18 protein-coding genes are annotated in these 17,271 nt (G+C 69.8%); 14 read left to right on the forward strand and 4 right to left on the reverse strand.

Going from position 1 to position 17,271, the window contains the following annotated elements; all coding sequences use genetic code 11:
• The first annotated feature begins 461 nt into the window (after positions 1–461).
• Both F4559_RS29450 and F4559_RS29455 read left to right on the forward strand, forming a co-directional pair.
• Positions 462–1,157, forward strand: a complete 696-nt coding sequence (locus F4559_RS29450; protein ID WP_184674240.1) for a response regulator transcription factor — start codon at positions 462–464, stop codon at positions 1,155–1,157.
• Positions 1,150–2,247 (forward strand): sensor histidine kinase, encoded by a 1,098-nt coding sequence (locus F4559_RS29455; RefSeq protein WP_184676355.1) that lies wholly within the window; start codon positions 1,150–1,152, stop codon positions 2,245–2,247. Before F4559_RS29450 ends, F4559_RS29455 begins: the two co-directional genes overlap by 8 nt.
• Here the strand turns inward: F4559_RS29455 and vanX are convergent.
• The 4 genes from vanX to F4559_RS29475 all read right to left on the reverse strand — a co-directional run bounded on the left by vanX (position 2,240) and on the right by F4559_RS29475 (position 6,738).
• A complete protein-coding gene (gene vanX / locus F4559_RS29460; protein ID WP_184674242.1) occupies positions 2,240–2,848 on the reverse strand; it encodes a D-Ala-D-Ala dipeptidase VanX in 609 nt (202 codons plus the stop codon). The two genes, F4559_RS29455 and vanX, sit on opposite strands and share 8 nt — an antisense overlap.
• The gene (gene vanA, locus F4559_RS29465) at positions 2,845–3,885 is read right to left on the reverse strand and encodes a D-alanine--(R)-lactate ligase (protein ID WP_184674244.1); all 1,041 of its coding nucleotides are present in this window, start codon (positions 3,883–3,885) and stop codon (positions 2,845–2,847) included. Before vanA ends, vanX begins: the two co-directional genes overlap by 4 nt.
• On the reverse strand, positions 3,882–4,850 hold the full coding sequence (locus tag F4559_RS29470; protein WP_376774677.1) for a D-isomer specific 2-hydroxyacid dehydrogenase family protein: 969 nt from the start codon (positions 4,848–4,850) through the stop codon (positions 3,882–3,884). The genes vanA and F4559_RS29470 overlap by 4 nt, the downstream gene beginning before the upstream one ends.
• Before the next feature lie 199 nt (positions 4,851–5,049).
• On the reverse strand, positions 5,050–6,738 hold the full coding sequence (locus F4559_RS29475) for a PucR family transcriptional regulator (protein ID WP_184674248.1): 1,689 nt from the start codon (positions 6,736–6,738) through the stop codon (positions 5,050–5,052).
• Positions 6,739–7,009: 271 nt separating this feature from the next.
• Between F4559_RS29475 and F4559_RS29480 the strand changes: the two genes are divergently transcribed.
• The 12 genes from F4559_RS29480 to F4559_RS35635 are packed head-to-tail and all read left to right on the forward strand — an operon-like array spanning position 7,010 to position 17,247.
• Positions 7,010–7,477, forward strand: coding sequence for an Hsp20/alpha crystallin family protein (locus F4559_RS29480; RefSeq protein ID WP_184674250.1), 468 nt, complete (start codon positions 7,010–7,012; stop codon positions 7,475–7,477).
• A 10-nt stretch (positions 7,478–7,487) separates the two neighbouring features.
• Complete coding sequence (locus F4559_RS29485; protein WP_184674252.1) at positions 7,488–8,006, forward strand: YflT domain-containing protein; 519 nt, start codon at positions 7,488–7,490, stop codon at positions 8,004–8,006.
• Positions 8,006–9,877: a molecular chaperone DnaK gene (gene dnaK, locus F4559_RS29490; RefSeq protein WP_184674254.1), complete on the forward strand. Its 1,872-nt coding sequence runs from the start codon at positions 8,006–8,008 to the stop codon at positions 9,875–9,877. Before F4559_RS29485 ends, dnaK begins: the two co-directional genes overlap by 1 nt.
• 9 nt (positions 9,878–9,886) lie before the next feature.
• Complete coding sequence (locus F4559_RS29495; RefSeq protein WP_184674256.1) at positions 9,887–10,414, forward strand: nucleotide exchange factor GrpE; 528 nt, start codon at positions 9,887–9,889, stop codon at positions 10,412–10,414.
• A gap of 6 nt (positions 10,415–10,420) precedes the next feature.
• Positions 10,421–11,338: a DnaJ C-terminal domain-containing protein gene (locus tag F4559_RS29500; protein ID WP_184674258.1), complete on the forward strand. Its 918-nt coding sequence runs from the start codon at positions 10,421–10,423 to the stop codon at positions 11,336–11,338.
• Positions 11,338–11,634 (forward strand): chaperone modulator CbpM, encoded by a 297-nt coding sequence (locus F4559_RS29505; RefSeq protein ID WP_184674260.1) that lies wholly within the window; start codon positions 11,338–11,340, stop codon positions 11,632–11,634. Before F4559_RS29500 ends, F4559_RS29505 begins: the two co-directional genes overlap by 1 nt.
• Entirely contained in the window at positions 11,625–14,255 is a 2,631-nt protein-coding gene (gene clpB, locus F4559_RS29510) for an ATP-dependent chaperone ClpB (RefSeq protein WP_184674262.1), read from the forward strand. Before F4559_RS29505 ends, clpB begins: the two co-directional genes overlap by 10 nt.
• Positions 14,252–14,719: a thioredoxin family protein gene (locus tag F4559_RS29515; protein ID WP_184674265.1), complete on the forward strand. Its 468-nt coding sequence runs from the start codon at positions 14,252–14,254 to the stop codon at positions 14,717–14,719. The genes clpB and F4559_RS29515 overlap by 4 nt, the downstream gene beginning before the upstream one ends.
• Positions 14,716–14,979, forward strand: a complete 264-nt coding sequence (locus tag F4559_RS29520; RefSeq protein ID WP_184674267.1) for a UBP-type zinc finger domain-containing protein — start codon at positions 14,716–14,718, stop codon at positions 14,977–14,979. The genes F4559_RS29515 and F4559_RS29520 overlap by 4 nt, the downstream gene beginning before the upstream one ends.
• Positions 14,976–16,667: an FAD-dependent oxidoreductase gene (locus F4559_RS29525; RefSeq protein ID WP_184674269.1), complete on the forward strand. Its 1,692-nt coding sequence runs from the start codon at positions 14,976–14,978 to the stop codon at positions 16,665–16,667. Before F4559_RS29520 ends, F4559_RS29525 begins: the two co-directional genes overlap by 4 nt.
• The gene (locus F4559_RS35630) at positions 16,667–16,804 is read left to right on the forward strand and encodes a hypothetical protein (RefSeq protein ID WP_246445360.1); all 138 of its coding nucleotides are present in this window, start codon (positions 16,667–16,669) and stop codon (positions 16,802–16,804) included. The genes F4559_RS29525 and F4559_RS35630 overlap by 1 nt, the downstream gene beginning before the upstream one ends.
• Positions 16,804–17,247, forward strand: coding sequence for a hypothetical protein (locus tag F4559_RS35635; protein WP_246445361.1), 444 nt, complete (start codon positions 16,804–16,806; stop codon positions 17,245–17,247). The genes F4559_RS35630 and F4559_RS35635 overlap by 1 nt, the downstream gene beginning before the upstream one ends.
• The last annotated feature ends 24 nt before the right edge of the window (positions 17,248–17,271 follow it).

Raw genomic sequence — 17,271 nt, forward strand, 5'->3', positions numbered from 1 at the left:
CGTGCCGTCACTCGTTCGGGGACACAATGCACGGGGGTTGCGGGTGTCGCCAAGCAACAGCACCGAAACTGCATCACTAATCGCCGAACGGCAACAGTGGGTCGCCGACCAAACGCCCACGATCCGCAAACGGCAGGGGGTGGGTGCTTGGCGGGTGTCGTTCGGAGTCGGGCCGGGGAAGCGTTCAAGATCAAAAGCGGTCGCCCGCCGCTGGGCAGGCCGTACGGAGAGGGACTCGGGGACGGGGAACCCGCTCCCCTCCTTTACATCGTGAGCCGACCATCATGCTGCCCGCGCACGGTTCACGGTTCGGCGCGGGTGGGTCGCGGGGTTGCTTGGCGTGCTGCCCGTGCTTCGGCCGGCTGCTGCCTGGGCTTTGTCCGGTTCTGTCGTCTTTCGGCGGCCGTCCGGGTCCGGTGTTCGATATGTCGGCGAAATACCCCGGCCCATAGCATCGGGGTATGCGCGTGTTGATCGTCGAGGACGAGTCCTACATGGCCGAGGCCATCCGTGACGGGCTTCGGCTGGAGGCGATCGCGGCCGACATCGCGGGTGACGGGGACACCGCCCTGGAGTTGCTGGCCGTCAACAGCTACGACATCGCGGTCCTCGATCGGGACATTCCGGGGCCTTCGGGTGACGAGGTGGCCGAGCGGATCGTCGCCTCCGGCAGCGGGATGCCGATCCTCATGCTCACCGCCGCCGATCGGCTCGACGACAAGGCGTCCGGGTTCGGGCTCGGGGCCGACGACTACCTGACCAAGCCCTTCGAGTTGCGGGAACTTGTCTTGCGGCTCAGGGCTCTCGACCGGCGGCGTGCGCACAGTCGGCCGCCGGTGCGGGAGATCGCGGGGTTGCGGGTGGACGCGTTCCGGCGCGAGGTCTACCGGGACGGGCGGTACGTCGCGTTGACCCGCAAGCAGTTCGCGGTGCTCGAAGTGCTCGTCGCCGCCGAAGGCGGTGTGGTCAGCGCCGAGGAGTTGCTGGAGCGGGCGTGGGACGAGAACGCCGATCCGTTCACCAACGCCGTGCGCATCACGGTCTCGGCGTTGCGCAAGCGACTCGGTGAGCCGTGGATCATCGCGACCGTCGCCGGTGTCGGTTATCGGATCGACGCGGGGTCCGACGGCGACCGTGAGCGGGCCGGTCGTGGATAGGACGCCGGGGTTGAGCGTCCGCCTCAAGCTCACGCTCAGCTATGCCGGGTTCCTCATGGTCGCGGGCGTGCTGATGCTCGCCTCGGTGTGGATGTTCCTGTTGCGGGACGTGCCCGCCTCGTGGCTGATCCCGCTCCTGCCCAACGTCCCGCGCGTCTTCGACCCGAGCAACTTCGGTCCCGGCGTCTTCGTCACGGCGGCGGCCGTGGTGCTGGTGTTCCTGCTGGTGTTCGGGCTGTTGGGCGGGTGGGTGCTCGCCGGTCGCATGCTCAGCCCGTTGACCCGCATCACCGACGCCACCCGCAAGGCCGCCAACGGGTCGCTCTCCCACCGGATCCGGCTGCCGGGCCGCAAGGACGAGTTCCGCGAACTCGCCGACGCGTTCGACACGATGCTCGCGCGGATCGAAGCGCACGTGGCCGAGCAGCGCCGGTTCGCGGCCAACGCCTCGCACGAACTGCGCACGCCGCTGGCGATCACGCGGACGCTGCTCGACGTGGCCCGCAACGACCGGGAGCACGACCCCGTCGAACTCGTCGACCGCCTGCACTTCGTCAACAGCCGGGCGATCGACCTCACCGAAGCGCTGCTCCTGCTCAGCCGCGCCGGTCGGCGGACCTTCACCCGCGAACCCGCCGACCTGTCCCTCATCGCCGAGGAGGTCGCGGAGACGCTCTTCGGGCTCGCGGAGAAACGCGGCGTGGCCATCGAGGTCGCCGGCGACGCGGCCCACACGGTCGGTTCGCCCGCGCTGCTGCTGCAGATGGCCACGAATCTCGTGCACAACGCGATCGTCCACAACCTGCCCGCCGACGGCACCGTGTGGATCACGACCGGTGTCCTGCCCGGCGCGGCGGTGATCGTGGTGGAGAACACCGGCGAGAAGCTCGCCGCGACGCTGGTCTCGACGCTCACCGAACCGTTCCAGCGCGGGTCCGAGCGCATCCGCGCCGATCACGCGGGTGTCGGCCTCGGCCTGGCGATCGTCGAGAGCATCGTCGAGGCGCACGACGGGACGCTCACCCTCACCCCCCGTCCGGACGGGGGGCTCAGGGTCACGGTGCGGGTGCCGCTCGGCCCGGTTAGGTGATGGGGAAGTCGAAGTACGTGTCGGGGTGGGGTTCGCCCTTCAGCGAGTAGTGCCACCACTCGAACTCGTACCGGCCGAAGCCGCAGTCCTCCATGATCGAGCAGAGGTGTCGGCGGTTGTCCGCCTCGACGGCCGTGATCCCGCTCGCGCCGTGGTGCGAGAGCACGTCCATCAGGTCGTGGCCACCGCCCATGGCCGCGAGTTCGCCGGTGTCGAGGTGGTAGAGCGTCAGGTCGACGGTGCTGCCCCGGCTGTGGCCGGATTTGGCGGCCACGTACCCCTTCTCGAACATCTCGGGCCGGTCGATGTTCGGGTAGTGGCGCGGTTTCGTCCGACCGTCCTCGGGCTCTTCCGACCAGCGCAGGAAACGGTCCACGGCCCGCTGTGGGCGGTATCCGTCCCAGAGGAGGAGTCCGAAGCCGAGCGACGCGGCCTTCTCCTGGGCCCGGCCGAGGGCGGCGCACAAGGCCCTCGTACCGACGATGCGGTTCGCCAGGTACCCGTCCACGGGTTTGCCGGTGAAGTTGTCCCAGGTCGCGTACTTGGCGTCCCACCGGATCCCGGGCACCCACTGGTCGACGAAGACGAAATCCTCGTTCACCGGATCCGCCCCGCCAGGGCAGCCGCGACGATCCGGTCGATCACTTCGCCGAGCGGCAGGCCGGCAGCCGCCATCATCCTCGGGTAACGGCTGTAGGGGGTCAGGCCGGGCAGGGTGTTGACCTCGTTGAGGACGACCGTTCCGTCGTCCTTCAGGAACATGTCGACCCGGGCCAGTCCCCGGCACCCGAGGGCGCGGTACACGGCTTTCGCGGTTTCCTGGACCAGCGTGCGCTTCTCCGCCGGGATGTCGGCCGGGACGATCGGCGTCGAGTTCTCGGAGCCGCTCTCGGGATCGGCCTCCTGGTGGATCTTGAAGAACCCGTGGGTCAGGGCGATCCGGTCGACCTCGCCGGTGACCAGGTCCGGGTCGTTGCCCAGGACGGCACAGCCGACCTCGCTCGCGACGACGGCCTCCTCGATCAACACCTTCGAGTCGAACTGCCGCGCGATCTCCACCGCTTCCGCCAGGTCCGCCGCGGCGGACACCTTGGTGACGCCGAACGAGGACCCGGACCGGGCCGGCTTCACGAAGACCGGGTAGGTGAGCGCGTCCGCGTCGGGAACACCGCCCGGCGGGACGATCAGGAAGCTCGGCGTCGCGATGCCCGCGCTTTCGGCGACGACGTACGTGAAGGACTTGTCCATGCACAGCGCGGAACTCTGGACGTCACAGCCGACGTAGGGAATGCCGGAGAGTTCCAGCAGGCCCTGCACCGCGCCGTCCTCGCCGAACCGGCCGTGCAGGACCGGCAGCACGAGGTCCAACGCGACCTCCTCGTACTGCCCCTTGTCCAGGACGAGCAGGCCGCCGACGCCCCGGTCGGGCGACAGCACGGCCGGGCGCCCGCCCCCGTCCTCCCAGTCCGTGTCGGGCCCGTCGCACAGCTTCCACGTGCCGTCCTTGGTGATCCCGATCCAGAACGGCTCGTACTTGCGGGTGTCGATGTGCTCCGCGACCTGCCGCGCGGACTTGACGGAGACCGGGTGCTCCTCGGAAGTGCCCCCGAAGACGATCCCCACCCTCAACCTGGTCATACCCGATTCCCCCGGACGAAGTTCGTGCAGTTGACAAGACAGTTCTCGACGGTGTCGCTCAGCGCGTGGTCGGTGTAGAAAGCGGTGTGCGGACTGACGAAGACGTTCGGCAGATCCCGCAACCGCGCCAGATGTCCGTTCTCGACGGGTTCGTCCCGACGATCGGCATAGAAGATTCCTTCCTCACCTTCGAGGACGTCCAAAGCCGCTCCACCCAGGGCGCCGCTTTCCAATGCCGCGACAAGAGCGCCGGTATCGAGAAGCGCACCGCGCCCGGTGTTGACGACGTAGGCGCCGCGCTTCATGCGCGCGATACGCCGACGGTCCAGCAGGTGGTACGTGTCCGCGTTGAGTGGCGTGTGAAGCGTGACGATGTCGCTTTGCCGCAGAAGGTCGTCGAGCGGCACATGGTCGACCGCGACCCCGGGCCGAGTGTCGTGGGCGAGGATCCGGCACCCGAATCCGCGCAACCGGGAGACGACCGCGGTCCCGATCCGCCCGGTGCCCACCACTCCGACGGTCAGGTCGCGCAGTTCCTTCCCGCGCACCTCACCCAACCGGTAGTCGTGCGAATCCACCCGGCGGATGGTGGCCTTGGCACCGCGGACCACCATCAGCATGGACATCAGGACGTAGTCGGCCACGCTGTCCGGTGAATAGGAGACGTTGCCGACGGAGATGCCGAGACTCCCGGCGTATTCGACGTCGACGTGGTCGAACCCGACACTGCGCGTGGAGAGGTACCGCACCCCGACCCGGCGAAGCGCGACAAGCGCGGAATTCCCGACCCGCGTCCGGTGCCCGACACTGACGCACCGATTACCGGCCGCCAACCCCGCATTGCCTTCGTCCAACGCCGCCTCGGTGATCGACGGAACGACCCCGAACCGAGGCGCCAATTCTCGAAAAAGGTCGGCCTCGTCCCCCGAACACCCGTAGATCGTGATCCCCGTACCGGCCGGCACGCCCGAATCGGACACCCCTACCGGCCCCCGCCCACGACGTGGCCCACTGTCGGTCATGGGCCCCAGTCAAAGCGCCCCGATGTTGCCACCTCGTATGCGAATTTCAATACACCCGCGATATACGCCGACCGCCCTGTACGCGAACGCCCACCCCAAGGCGACCAGCCCGAAGGGAAGCAAACCCTCCAACCCTCGCCCTTCAGACCGAGCTTCCCAGCACCTTCCAGGCTCGGGTGGCCACGTGCAGGTTGAGCCTGCTGTCGACGTCATTCAGGTCGAGGTCCGCGATCTCCCGGATCCGGCCCAGCCGGTAGCGCAGGGTGCTGCGGTGGATGACCAGCGCGGAAGCGGTCTCGTCGTAGTGTCCGCCGCATTCGAGGTACTGCGCCAGCGTCTGGACCAGATCCGTGTTCTTGTGCTCGTCGTAGTCGAGTAGCCGGCCCAGCCATTCCCGCACGTACGCCACGATTTCGGCGCGATTTCGCCCGCTGTCCAGAATGCGATAGAGGCCCAGCTGGTCGAAGGTCGTCACACCGTGGGGCGACCCCGATTTCCGGCGGATGTCCAACGCCCGCATCGCTTCCGAGTAGGACCTCGGAAAGTCGCCAGGGCGGTCGCAGCGGCCACCGATCCCGGTCGCGCCGGCGCCACCGAGGTTCTCCGAGAGGAGGCGATGCAGCGTGTCCCCTTCCGGGCAGCCGCTGACGAGGAGCACCACCGCACCCGAGTGCCGCGAGATCATCGAACTCAGCCGGAGCGATGCAACCGCCCGGCCTACGGCCTCGGCGACGGCGTCGTCGGTCTGCTCCTCGCCCCAGCGGACGACGATCACGCAATGTGCACCGCGCAGGTCGTGCCCGAGCGCGTCGGCGCGAGCGTAGGCGCTCTCGTCGTCGGTGCCGGTGATCAGGTCGTCGACCAGGTCACGGTGCAGGCGCAGCTCGACCTCGGCGAGATTGCGCAGGTGGGACAGTTCCTGCGCCAGCACCGTCGTCCCGTACTCGAGCGCGAACATCTCGTGGCTGCCCACGGTCCTGCGCGGGTCCACGAGCGCCAACAAGCCGAGCACCTCGTACCGCGGTTTGACCAGCGAGAGCACCCGGTCCTCCTCCCGGACCGGGTGGGGGACCGCCGCGGCTCGCCTGAGCAGCTCCTCGCGCCGGTGCGCCTGGTGCTTCGGGTACGGGTCGGGCTTGCCGGGACCGGCCCAGGCCCGCAGATTGCCGAACCGGTCCTCGATCGCGACCGGCAACGACGTCAGCTGGTGCACGGCGTGGGCGATGCCGGGCTCGCCCGCACCGGACACGGAGATGTCGCCGAGCACCTCGTGCACGTGCGTCTGCTGCTTGAGCCGGGCGACCGAGGCGGACAGCCTGCCGTTGAGCTCCTGCAGTTCGAGCGCATGCTCGCGCTCTCGCCGGTGAAGCGAGGCGTTCACCAGCGCACCCGCCGTCTGCCGGCCGAGCGCCTCAAGCAGGAAGAACTCGTCCTTGGACGGCTCCACCGCCGCGTGCACCACCAGGTACCCCAGCAGGCCTTCCAGCCCCGGCAGCGCGATGCCCCAGCACCAGCCGCCGTCGGGGAGGACGAGCGGACCGCTGACGCCGTCGAGGAGCCGGACCTGCCGGTCGAGCTCCGCGTCCGGCTCCGTGTCGTCACGACGGCGGAGTGCGCCGCCGATGAACAGATACACCGCCTTGACGCCGCACCTGCTCAACGACGAGACAGAGGTGACGGCCAGCCGGATGATGCCGTCGGCTTCCCGGCCGTCGATCATCATCGTCGAGACGGCGAACAGTCCGCGCAGAGTCGACCGCCGGCCACGCCACCAGTTGTGCGGCCCTTGTGGAGTTTCGCGGGCTCCGTCGCCCGCCGCCGCGGGTGTCATCGGACCTCCGACCGTCGACTGGTCAGAACGTTACAGCGGTTGATCCTGCTCCGCGGTGTCGATCGTGCGCGCGAATTTCGGCCTGCCAGGCGCATGCGCGGGCGCCATCGTCCTTGCCACTGTGGGTCTCACATGTGGAGAGATCCCTGGGACAGTGCGGTTTCCGCCGGTGTCGCAGGACTTGTGCCGATGGGAAGAAGCACGTCGCGGTGCCCGTCGGGCGCGATTGGTCTCTTCGCGACAAGCGCCCGGACGAGGAATGAGGAGAGTCATGACACTGATGCGTTTCGACCCGTTCCGCGATCTCGAACGGTTGACCGAGCAGGCCCTGGCCGGTGCACGCGGGCCGCGGGCCATGCCGATGGAGGCATTTCGCCGCGACGACCGGTTCGTCGTCGCGCTGGATCTGCCGGGAGTGGACCCCGGCGACGTCGACGTGACGGTGGAACGCAATGTGGTGACCGTGCGCGCCCACCGCGTCCCGCTCCGCCAAGCAGGTGACGACCTGCTGGTCGACGAACGGCCGCAGGGTGAGTTCAGCCGCCAGTTTTTCCTCGGCGACAACCTGGACAGCACGCGGCTGTCCGCGGAGTTCGACCGCGGTGTGCTCATGCTCGGTATCCCGGTCGCCGAGGCCGGCAAGCCTCGCAAGGTCGAAATCGGCACCGGTTCCGAGACGGCCGAAAAGAAGCCTCGCATCCCCGAAAGGGCTTCCCGAGAAGAAACCGCCAACGTCTAGGAGTCGGACGATGACCGCGCAGCCCGGCGCCACGGCGCCACCACCGCGTCACTCTACGGATCCCGGCACTTCGGAACAGCGACGTCCGATCGGCTCTTACGAGAGGTACAGCGAAGCCGAGCGTGCCGTCGATTACCTGTCGGACAACGGCTTCCCGGTCGAGCGGGTGGCCATCATCGGCTCGGACGTCAAGCTGGTCGAGCAGGTCGTCGGGCGCCTGAACCTCGGCGGCGCCGCGCTGCGGGGAGCCGGCTCGGGTGCCCTCACCGGGCTGCTGATCGGCTGGTTGTTCGGCGTCTTCAACTGGTTCACGCCGTTGCTGGCGGCCTTCACGCTCGCCATTTACGGCCTCGTGTTCGGCGCGGTGATCGGCGCGGTCTTCGGCCTCGTCGTGCACGCGCTCCAGGGCGGCCGCCGGGACTTCGCCTCGGTCCGGGCGATGACACCCACCCGCTACGAGGTCGTCGCCGACGAAGCGGTGGCGGACGAAGCCAAGAACCTGCTCGCCAAGCTGAAGGAAGGTGTGTGATGGCGAAGGCGGTCGGCATCGACCTGGGGACGACCAACTCGGTGATCGCCGTCTGGGAAGGCGGCGAACCCACGGTCATCGCCAACTCCGAAGGCGCGCGGACCACCCCGTCGGTGGTCGCGTTCACCGAAAGCGGTGAACGGCTGGTCGGCCAGCTCGCCCGCAGGCAGGCGATCCTCAACCCGAAGGGCACGATCTACTCGGCGAAGAGGTTCATCGGCCGGAAGTACGACGAAGTCGGCGAGGAGGCCAAGGCCGTCGGTTTCGACGTCGTCGAGGGTCCGGGCGGTGTCGTCCGGTTCAAGGTCCGCGACAAGCTCCACTCGCCGGAGGAGATCAGCGCGCAGGTCCTGCGCAAGCTGGCCGACGACGCGGGCAAGTTCCTCGGCGAACGGGTGACCGAGGCCGTCATCACCGTGCCTGCGTACTTCAACGACGCCCAGCGGCAGGCCACCAAGGACGCCGGCAAGATCGCCGGCCTCGAAGTCCTGCGCATCATCAACGAACCCACCGCCGCCGCGATCGCCTACGGACTCGACTCGAAGGCCCACGAGACGGTCCTCGTGTTCGACCTCGGCGGCGGCACCTTCGACGTGAGCCTGCTCGACGTCGGCGACGGCGTGGTCGAGGTCCGGTCGACCGCCGGGGACACCCACCTCGGCGGGGACGACTTCGACCGCCGGATCGTGGACCACCTCGCCGATCGGTTCCAGCAGGAGAACGGCATCGACCTGCGGTCGGATCCCCAGGCGCTGCAGCGGCTCTTCGAAGCCGCGGAGAAGGCGAAGGTCGAGCTCAGCTCGGTCAGCCAGACCAGCGTGAGCCTGCCGTTCATCACCGCGGACAAGGACGGCCCGAAGCACCTCACGACCACCTTGATGCGTTCGGTGTTCGAGCAGATCTCCGCGGACCTGGTCGAACGGTGCCTCGGCCCGGTCAAGCAGGCGATGGCCGACGCGAAGGTGACCGCGAACGACATCGACGAGGTCATCCTGGTCGGCGGGTCGACCCGGATCCCGGCCGTGCAGAGCCTGGTCCGCAGGCTGACCGGGGGCAAGGACCCGAACATGAGCGTCAACCCGGACGAGGTCGTCGCGCTCGGCGCGGCGGTCCAGGCGGGGGTGCTCAAGGGTGAGGTCAAGGACGTCCTGCTGCTCGACGTCACCCCGCTGTCGCTCGGCGTGGAAACCCGCGGCGGCGTGATGACGAAGATCATCGAGCGCAACACGACGATCCCGGCGCGGCGGACCGAGGTGTTCTCCACCGCGGAGGACAACCAGCCCGCGGTCGACGTCGTGGTGCTCCAGGGCGAGCGGGAACGGGCCGCCGACAACCGGGTGCTCGGGCGCTTCCAGCTCACCGACATCCGGCCGGCGCCGCGGGGCGAGCCCCAGATCGAGGTCACGTTCGACGTCGACGCCAACGGCATCCTGGATGTCACCGCGAAGGACAAGGACACCGGCGCGCAGCAGGGCATCACGATCAGCGAGAGTTCGAACCTCGACCAGGCGGAGGTCGACCGCATGGTCACCGAAGCCGAACGCAACCGGTCCGAGGACCAGCGGCTGCGCGAGGAGATCGACGCGCGCAACCTGCTCGACTCGGCCGCCTACCAGGTCGAACGGACCATCACGGACACCACTGCGCCGCACGAGAAGGCGCGCGCGGAGATGCTCATCCAAGAGGCTCGTGAGGCGGTGAAAGACGCCGCTCCCCTGGACCGGGTGCGGTCGCTGACCTCCGAACTGCAGCAGATGCTGGCCGGGCTCAACGCGCCCCGGGCGAGCGGCGGCGGCAACGGTTCCGGCGGCGGCCCGCAGCAGGCGGCCGACGAGGACGACGTGATCGACGCGGACTTCGACCGGACGTGAGGCGGATCGATGGCCACCACAGGAAGTGCCGCGGAACACGAGAACCCCTCCGCGGAGATCGCCGAGGACGGCTCCCGGCAGGCGCCGGCCTCGGCGACCGGGGCGGACGAGAAGATCGCCGAGTTCGAGGACCGGTGGCGGCGGACGGCGGCGGACCTCGACAACGTGCGCAAGCGCCATGCCGCCGAACTGCGCCGGGCGACCGAAGCCGAGCGGGCGCGGGTCGCGGCGGCCTGGCTTCCGGTGCTGGACAACCTCGAACTGGCGCTCGCGCACGCCGAGGCGGACCCGTCGGGCATCGTGCAGGGCGTCCACGCGATCCGGGAGCAAGCCGTCGGGCTGCTCGCCGGGCTCGGGTACCCGCGTGACGACGAAACCGGCGTCCGGTTCGACCCGAACCGGCACGAGGTCGTCGCCGTGGTCGAGGACCCGGCCACCGAGCCGAACACCGTGACCCAGGTCGTGCGCCCCGGCTACGGGACCGATCGGCACCAGCTGCGGCCGACGGCCGTGGCGGTGTCCAGGTCGCGGGGGTGACGGCCGGTGGCCACCGACTTCTACGAGGCCCTCGGTGTCGCCAGGACCGCGAGTGCCGACGAGATTCAGCGGGCGTACCGGAAACTGGCCCGGCAGCTCCACCCGGATGTGAACTCCGAGCCGGGTGCCGAAGAGCGCTTCAAGGAGATCAGCGAGGCGTACCAGGTGCTGTCCGACCCGGAGCAGCGCAAGAAGTACGACCGGTTCGGCGCGGATTTCCGCCGGGTGCCCGACGACTTCGACGAGCGGGCGTACGCGGGTGCCGGCGGGCGGGGTGGCGGCCGTGTCCGCCACGCCCAGGCGGGGCCGGGATTCGGTGGCGGGTTCGAAGGTGTCGACATCGAGGACCTGCTGGGCGGCTTCTTCCGGAGCCGAGGCTCCGGCGGGCCGATCGCGGGGGCCGACCAGGAGGCCGAGCTCGACCTGACGATCGAGGATGCCTACCGGGGCGGGCGACGGCACTTGAGCATCGCCGGCACGGGCGCGCGCGGTTACGACGTCGAGATTCCGGCCGGCGTGCTCGACGGGCAGCGCATCCGGCTCGCCGGTCAGGGCGGGCGGGCGTCCGGGAACGCCGCGCCCGGTGACCTCCACCTCGTGGTGCGGATCAAGCCGCATCCCCGCTACCGCCTGTCCGGGCGCGACATCACGGTCGAACTGCCGGTGTCGCCCTGGGAGGCGGCGCTCGGCGCCACAGTTCCCGTGCCGACTCCCGGTGGTGAAGTGAAGGTGCGGGTCGTGCCCGGCTCGTCGACCGGACGGCGGCTGCGGCTGCGCGGCGAGGGCCTGCCCAACCCCAGGGGCAAGCCGGGCGATCTCTACGCCGAGGTGCGCGTGATGGTGCCGAAGAAGCTCGGAAAGCGGGAGCACGAGCTCTTCGAGGAGCTCGCCGCCGTGTCCGATTTCGACCCGAGGAGGACCTGATGGCCGAGTACCTGCTCGCCCACCCGGTCCGGCTCAGCCTCGACACGGTCGCCGCGCGAAGCGGACTGCACCCGGAGCTGCTCCGCCGGTTCGTCGCGCTGAGCCTCGTGGACGGCACCGCCGACTCGAGCGGGCGGCTGTGGTTCGCGCCGTCCGCCGTCGCCGCTCTCGCGCGCATCCAGCGCCTGCGCACGGGCCTCTGCCTCAACTACGCGGCCATCGGGCTCGTGCTCGACCTGCTGGACCGCATCGACGTCCTCGAAGCCCAAGTCAGGAGCCATCGGCGATGGACATGAGCAAGCTGACCCGGAAATCGCAGGAAGCGCTGCAGGAGGCCCAAAGCGTGGCACAGCGCCACGGCCACACCGAGACCGACGGGGAGCACCTGCTGCTCGCCCTGCTCGACCCGGCCGACGGCCTGGCACCCCGGCTGCTCGCGCGGACCGGCGCGGACGTCGACGGTCTCCGCGAAGCAACCGAAGCGGAACTCGCGCGGCGGCCGAAGGTGACCGGCCCCGGCGCCACCCCCGGGCAGGTCTACGTCACCCGGCGCCTCGCCGGGCTGCTGGATGCCGCCGAACGGGAAGCCAAGCGGCTCAAGGACGAATACGTCTCCGTCGAACACCTCGTCCGGGCCCTCGCGGACGAGGGTGCGAAGTCCGCGGCGGGGCGGCTGCTGACCCAGTACGGCGTGACGCGCGAATCGTTCTTGACGGCGCTGACCAAGATCCGCGGCAACCAGCGGGTCACCTCGGCGACACCCGAGGGCGCGTACGAGGCGCTGGAGAAGTACGGCCGTGACCTGGTCGCCGACGCGCGGTCGGGCAAGCTCGACCCGGTGATCGGCCGGGACGCCGAGATCCGCCGGGTGATCCAGATCCTGTCGCGGAAGACGAAGAACAACCCCGTGCTGATCGGCGACCCCGGCGTCGGCAAGACGGCGATCGTCGAGGGCCTCGCCCAGCGGGTCGTGCGCGGCGACGTGCCGGAGGGCTTGCGGGACAAGACGATCTTCTCGCTCGACATCGGCGCCCTCGTCGCCGGGGCGAAGTACCGCGGCGAGTTCGAGGAGCGGCTCAAGGCCGTGCTGGCCGAGGTCAAAGCCGAAGAGGGACGCATCCTGCTCTTCGTCGACGAACTCCACACGGTCGTCGGGGCCGGCGCCACCGAAGGCGCGATGGACGCCGGGAACATGCTCAAGCCGATGCTGGCGCGCGGTGAACTCCACATGATCGGGGCGACGACGCTCGACGAGTACCGCAAGCACATCGAGAAGGACGCCGCGCTGGAGCGCCGGTTCCAGCCGATCGTCGTCGACGAACCCTCCGTCGAGGACACCATCTCGATCCTGCGCGGACTGCGGGAGCGGCTCGAGGTGTTCCACGGGGTCAAGATCCAGGACGGCGCGCTGGTCGCCGCCGCGACTCTGTCCCACCGGTACATCACCGACCGGTTCCTTCCGGACAAGGCGATCGACCTGGTCGACGAGGCGTGCGCGCGGCTGCGCACGGAAATCGACTCCATGCCCGCGGAACTCGACGAGCTCACCCGGCGCGTCACCCGCCTGGAGATCGAGCAGGCCGCGCTGTCCAGGGAATCCGACCAGGCCGGCAAGGCGCGGCCGGCGGACCTCGACCGCGAACTCGCCGATCTTCGTGCCGAAGCGGACTCGAAGAAGGCGCAGTGGGAAGCCGAGCGCCAGGGGATCCGGCGGGTTCAGGAACTGCGGTCCGAACTGGAACTGCTGCGCCACGAAGCCGAAGAAGCGGAACGGGACTACGACCTGAACCGCGCGGCCGAGCTGCGCTACGGCGAGATCACCGAAGCCGAGCGCCGGCTTGCCGCGGAGGAAGAACGGCTGGCGGACAAGCAGGGCCGGAAGCGGCTGCTGCACGAGGTCGTCACCGAGGACGAGATCGCCGAGATCGTCGCCTCGTGGACCGGGGTCCCGGTTTCCCGGCTGCGGGAAGGCGAGCGGGAGAAGCTGTTGCGGCTCGACGAGATCCTGCACGAGCGGGTGATCGGCCAGGACGAGGCCGTTCGGCTGGTCGCCGACGCGGTCATCCGGGCGCGGTCGGGGATCCGCGATCCGCGCAAGCCGATCGGGTCGTTCCTCTTCCTCGGCCCGACCGGGGTCGGGAAGACCGAGCTGGCCAAGACCCTGGCGGCGGCCCTGTTCGACAGCGAGGAGAACACGGTCCGGCTCGACATGAGCGAGTACCAGGAGCGGCACACCGTCTCGCGGCTGCTGGGCGCTCCCCCGGGCTACGTCGGCTACGACGAGGGCGGGCAGCTCACCGAAGCCGTACGGCGCAAGCCTTACTCGGTCGTGCTGTTCGACGAGATCGAAAAGGCGCACCCGGACGTGTTCAACACGCTGCTCCAGGTCCTCGACGACGGAAGGATCACCGACGCGCAGGGCCGGACCGTCGACTTCCGCAACACGGTGATCATCATGACCTCCAACATCGGCTCCCAGCACCTGCTCGACGGGGTCACCTCCACCGGCGAGATCAAGCCGTACGCCCGCGACGCCGTGCTGGCCGAGCTGCGACACCACTTCCGACCGGAGTTCCTCAACCGCGTCGATGACATCGTGCTGTTCACCCCGCTCGGGCCGGGCGAGATCGAGCGGATCGTCGACCTGCGGTTCGACGAGCTGCGCCACCGGCTGGCCGAACTGGGCATCGCGGTCGAGCTGACCGGCCAGGCGAGGAAACTCATCGCCCGGCACGGCTTCGACCCCGTGTACGGCGCCCGGCCGCTGCGCCGGTACATCTCCCACGAGGTCGAGACCAAGATCGGCCGCACGCTGCTGCGCGGTGAACCGACCGAGGGACTGGTGATCACCGTCGACGCCAAGGACGGCGAGCTCGTCGTCACCTACAGCGGGGGCGAAGGGAGGTCCGCGGCATGAGCACCGACACCGCCGGCACGGTCGTCTGCGAACACTGCGGCCACAAGAACCGCGTCCAGGCCGCCGCCTCGGGCAAACCGACCTGCGGGCACTGCCATCAGCCGCTGCCCTGGATCGTCGACGCGGGCGACAACGACTTCGCGGAACTCGCGGAGCGGGCCACGATGCCGGTGCCGGTCGATCTCCGGGCCACCTGGTGGGGGCCCTGCCGCCAGGTCGGCCCCGCGCCGGCCCAGCCGGCCCGGGAGCGGGCCGGGAAGGTCAAGCTCGTGAGGGTCGACGTCGATAGGGCACCCGTGCTGTCCCAGCGGTTCGACGTGAAGGCCGTGCCGACGCTCATGGTGCTGCGCGGCGGCGAGGTCGTCGCGCGGCAAGCGGGCGCCGCGCCCGTCCCCGTGCTGCGCGAGTGGCTCGACCAGGCGCCGGCTCGGCCAACCTCGACCAGGGTCGGTGACGTGCGATGACCGGTGCCGTCGACCGGCATCTCGCCCTCGTCCGGGACGTGGTGCCGCGAACCCCGCAGGGCTGCGAGGAGTGCCTGATCGCCGGCACGCCGTGGCTGCACCTGCGGTTGTGCCTGACGTGCGGGCACGTCGGCTGCTGCGACTCGTCGCCCATGAAGCACGCCGGCAAGCACGCCCACGCCATCGTGCACCCGATCGTGCGCTCGTTCGAGCCCGGGGAGACCTGGCGCTGGTGCTACGTCGATCGGACATTCGTATGACCGCCTCGACAAGGATCGACCTCGGCACGCCGCTGACCGAGACCCCGGACTCCTGCGGTGCCTTCCCCCGGCTCACGGACGAGCAGATCCGCGTGCTCGGCGAAGAGGGTGAACGCCGTCCGGTCCGGGCCGGCGAGGTGCTGTACGCGCAGGGCGGGTGGCCGTCCGAGTTCTTTGTGATCTTGAGCGGCAAGGTCGCCGTCACCGAAGGAACCGGGGACGACGCGAAGGTCGTCCGCGTGCACGGCCCTCGCCGGTTCCTGGGCGAGCTCGGACTGCTCGAAGGCCTGCCCGCGTTCGTCGGCGCCGTGGCCGCCGACCCCGGCGAGGTGCTTGCCATCCCGGTGAGCGCGGTGCGGCACCTGGTGCTCGGCGACCCGGTGCTCGGCGACCTGATCCTGCGTGCCTACCTCGTGCGCAGGACCCTCCTCATCGGATCCGGCAACGGGCTGAGGATCGTCGGTTCCTGCTACTCGCCGGACACCAGGCGGCTGCTGGAGTTCGTGGCGCGCAACCGGCTCCCGTACCGGCTGGTCGACGTCGACAAGGACCAGCAGACCGAGGCGCTCCTGGAGCGCTTCGGCGTCGCCGTCGCGGACACCCCGGTGGTCGTGGTGAACGGCACCGAAGTGCTGCGGAACCCGAGCACCGCCGAGCTGGCCGGGAGAATCGGGCTGCTGCCGCCGGAACCCGAAACCGGTGTGCGGGACGTGCTCGTCGTCGGCGCCGGGCCCAGCGGCCTGGCCGCGATGGTCTACGGCGCTTCCGACGGTTTGCGGCTGTCGGCGTTCGACGCCATGGCCCCGGGCGGCCAGGCCGGGACGACGTCCCGCATCGAGAACTACCTCGGCTTCCCACCGGGGATCTCCGGCGCGGAGCTGGCCGAGCGATCGGTGATCCAGGCGGCCAAGTTCGGGGCCCGGGTCGCCGTGCCGGCCCAGGCACGCACCCTCGAAGCACGCGGCGGCCGTTACGCCGTCGGATTCGACGACGGCATCGAGATCGTTTCCCACACCGTCGTGATCGCCTCCGGTGCCCGCTACCGCAGGCTCGTCGTACCCGGCATCGAGACGTTCGAGGCGACCGGCGTCTACTACGCCGCGACTGTGCACGAAGCGCGTCGATGCCTGGCTTCTCCGGTGGCGGTGGTCGGCGGCGGCAACTCGGCCGGCCAGGCGGCGGTGTTCCTCGCGGAAGGTTCGCCGGTGGTCCATCTGCTGGTGCGCGGCGGCGATCTCGCCGCGAACATGTCCCGCTACCTCGTCGACCAGGTCGAGCAGCATCCGCGGATCAGCGTGCTCGGCCACACCGAAGTCCGTGAGCTCGTCGGCGGGGACGGCCTCGAATCCGTGGTCGTCGAGAACAACCGCACCGGCGAGCGCCGCGTCCTCGACGCCCGCGCGTTGTTCGTCTTCATCGGAGCTTCCCCGCACACGGCCTGGCTTTCGGGGACGGTCGCCCTCGACGAGGACGGGTTCGTGCTCACCGGGGCGGACGCCGAGGGGTTCCGGGACGCCGACGTTTGGCGCGGGGTGCATCGCGCGCCGCTGGTGCTGGAAACGAACAGGCCCGGGGTGTTCGCGGTGGGGGACGTACGCCACGGCTCGGTCAAACGGGTGGCCTCGGCGATCGGGGAAGGCGCCATGGCCGTCCGGTTCGTCCACGAACATCTCTCGCAGGAGGCGTGATGCCGGTCATGAGTATGGCCAACGGACTCTCACTCAACCTCGATCGGCCGGCGTGGGTGGCCGCGTTCGCCGAGCCGCAACTCCTCACCGGACAGGCGCGCGTGCACCACCCGAGGTCGCCGGCACGCGGCACCTGATGCTCGACCTGTCCCAGGTCGGGCAGGTGGACGACAGCCTGCTCGCACTCATGCACCGCGCGGAGGACAGGCTGACCGCGCTCGACGGCGTGTTCGAGCTGACCGGGCTCGCGCCGCCCGTGCTGTACGCGATGGACGACACCCCGCTGGCCGAAGTGTTTTCCTGGTACCGCGCGGTCGTCGACGACCCGAAACCGCATGCCGCGCTGTGGTCCTCACTGCGCTGCCTCCAAGGCTCGAAGACGTCGCGGAGCCCGGTTCCGCGGCCCGGTACCCGAGTGTCGTCGACACGGCCGCCCGCGGTGGGGCAGGGCCTGATCGCGGCGATCGGGGTGGTGTGGCTGCTGGTGCTGGTCGCGCGGGGACGCCGGGAGCGGCGGGGCACGCCACCGGCACGGGCCTACCGCGTGGCGACCTCCCGGCATCCGGCTCTTCGGCTCTGACCCGCTGTCCGGCCCGGCTGATCT

Origin of the sequence: Saccharothrix violaceirubra (genome assembly GCF_014203755.1) — a bacterium.
GTDB classification, from domain to species: Bacteria; Actinomycetota; Actinomycetes; order Mycobacteriales; family Pseudonocardiaceae; genus Actinosynnema; species Actinosynnema violaceirubrum.

Bases quoted from the DNA above. Each gene is read 5' to 3' on its own strand.
- F4559_RS29450 (WP_184674240.1), top strand. From the start codon at position 462: ATGCGCGTGTTGATCGTCGAGGACGAGTCCTACATGGCCGAGGCCATC.
- vanA (WP_184674244.1), bottom strand. From the start codon at position 3,885: ATGACCAGGTTGAGGGTGGGGATCGTCTTCGGGGGCACTTCCGAGGAG.
- F4559_RS29475 (WP_184674248.1), bottom strand. From the start codon at position 6,738: ATGACACCCGCGGCGGCGGGCGACGGAGCCCGCGAAACTCCACAAGGG.
- F4559_RS29480 (WP_184674250.1), top strand. From the start codon at position 7,010: ATGACACTGATGCGTTTCGACCCGTTCCGCGATCTCGAACGGTTGACC.
- F4559_RS29485 (WP_184674252.1), top strand. From the start codon at position 7,488: ATGACCGCGCAGCCCGGCGCCACGGCGCCACCACCGCGTCACTCTACG.
- dnaK (WP_184674254.1), top strand. From the start codon at position 8,006: ATGGCGAAGGCGGTCGGCATCGACCTGGGGACGACCAACTCGGTGATC.
- F4559_RS29495 (WP_184674256.1), top strand. From the start codon at position 9,887: ATGGCCACCACAGGAAGTGCCGCGGAACACGAGAACCCCTCCGCGGAG.
- F4559_RS29505 (WP_184674260.1), top strand. From the start codon at position 11,338: ATGGCCGAGTACCTGCTCGCCCACCCGGTCCGGCTCAGCCTCGACACG.
- clpB (WP_184674262.1), top strand. From the start codon at position 11,625: ATGGACATGAGCAAGCTGACCCGGAAATCGCAGGAAGCGCTGCAGGAG.
- F4559_RS29515 (WP_184674265.1), top strand. From the start codon at position 14,252: ATGAGCACCGACACCGCCGGCACGGTCGTCTGCGAACACTGCGGCCAC.
- F4559_RS29520 (WP_184674267.1), top strand. From the start codon at position 14,716: ATGACCGGTGCCGTCGACCGGCATCTCGCCCTCGTCCGGGACGTGGTG.
- F4559_RS29525 (WP_184674269.1), top strand. From the start codon at position 14,976: ATGACCGCCTCGACAAGGATCGACCTCGGCACGCCGCTGACCGAGACC.
- F4559_RS35630 (WP_246445360.1), top strand. From the start codon at position 16,667: ATGCCGGTCATGAGTATGGCCAACGGACTCTCACTCAACCTCGATCGG.
- F4559_RS35635 (WP_246445361.1), top strand. From the start codon at position 16,804: ATGCTCGACCTGTCCCAGGTCGGGCAGGTGGACGACAGCCTGCTCGCA.